This window comes from Thermobifida cellulosilytica TB100, assembly GCF_001517975.1.
Classification (GTDB): Bacteria; Actinomycetota; Actinomycetes; order Streptosporangiales; family Streptosporangiaceae; genus Thermobifida; species Thermobifida cellulosilytica.
Map to the genome: position 1 here is coordinate 9,627 of NZ_KQ950190.1, position 1,295 is coordinate 10,921.

General features: G+C 75.4%; 2 protein-coding genes. Both read left to right on the forward strand.

Going from position 1 to position 1,295, the window contains the following annotated elements; all coding sequences use genetic code 11:
* Positions 1-134: 134 nt before the first annotated feature.
* Entirely contained in the window at positions 135-749 is a 615-nt protein-coding gene (gene pspAB / locus AC529_RS19075) for a PspA-associated protein PspAB (RefSeq protein WP_083948477.1), read from the forward strand.
* A gap of 43 nt (positions 750-792) precedes the next feature.
* Positions 793-1,295, forward strand: a 503-nt coding sequence (locus AC529_RS19080; RefSeq protein ID WP_157080291.1) for a glycerate kinase, incomplete at its 3' end; no start/stop codon positions are given.

The following is a 1,295-nucleotide window of genomic DNA, read 5'->3' on the forward strand; positions in this document are numbered from 1 at the left end:
CCTTCTTCTTCACCCCCGCCCTCGGCGGCGGAGGGGTCAGCCTCGGCTCCCTGCTGTCCACCCACCCCCCGGTCGAGCGGCGCCTCGCACAGCTCGCCGAGATCTCCCGCCGACTCGGAAAGGAGGGCTGAGCCGTGCCGCGGCACGACACCGGGGGTGTTCGGGGACGGTTCGCCGGCCTCCTGCGCGCCCTGCTGGGCCGCAGCCGGCCCCGCAGACCGGACCTCGACCGGCTGTTCGCGCTGCCCTCGGCCGCCGTGACGCTGCGGGCGGTCACGGGGCTCGTCCCCACCGGGACCGCCTCGGTGGCCTTCCGGGCGGCCGAGGGGCAGGCGTTCGCGACGCTCCAGCGGGAGATCACCGAGCTCCTCGCCGCCGGCGGCGGACCGCAGGTCGAGGTGCGGCGCGACTCCTACGGCTACACCTGGCTGGTGGTGCACGCCGCGGAGGACCATGGGCTCACCGGGCTGGTCACCGACCTGCACGCGGTCAACTCCGGTCTGGAGAGCGCCGGGTTCGGGTCGTCCCTGCTGTGCTCGCTGGTGGTCTTCGCCGCACCCGACGGGCGCCGCCTGGCCCTGGTCTACCTGTACAAGCGCGGCACGTTCTACCCGTTCGCCCCGCAGGGCGAGCACGGGCGGCACACCGCCCTGGAGTTCCAGGTCGGCGCCGCACTCGAGGGGGAAGTGGCGGTCGAACCGGACCGGAGCCGCTGGTTCCCGGTCTACGGAGCACCCGGCCTGTTGTGAGGAACCCGCCCCCTCGGCGAGCGCTTACCGGCAGACTACAGGCGTGCGCATCGTTATCGCCCCTGACAAGTTCGCAGGAACCCTCACCGCGGTCGAGGCGGCCGAGGCCGTCGCCGCGGGCTGGCGCTCCGCCGACCCCGCGGCCGAATGCACGCTGCTCCCCCTGTCCGACGGCGGCCCCGGGTTCGTCGAGGTGCTCCACACCGCCCTGGGCGGCACTCTGGTGGACGCCGACGTCACCGGCCCCCTCGGCGAGCCGGTGGCGGCCAGGTACCTCCTCGTGGAGCGGACCGCCTACGTGGAGAGCGCCCAGGCGTGCGGCCTCCACCTGGTGCCCCCGGACCGGCGCGACCCCGCAGCCGCCACCACCCGCGGAGTCGGCGAGCTGATCGCCCGCGCCGTCGACGACGGCGCGGACACCGTGGTGGTGGGCATGGGAGGCAGCGCCACCAACGACGGCGGCGCCGGCATGCTCGCCGCCCTGGGGGCCGAACCCGCCTCCGGGCTGTGCCGCGGCGGTGCGGCCCTGGCCGACCTGGCCGCCGT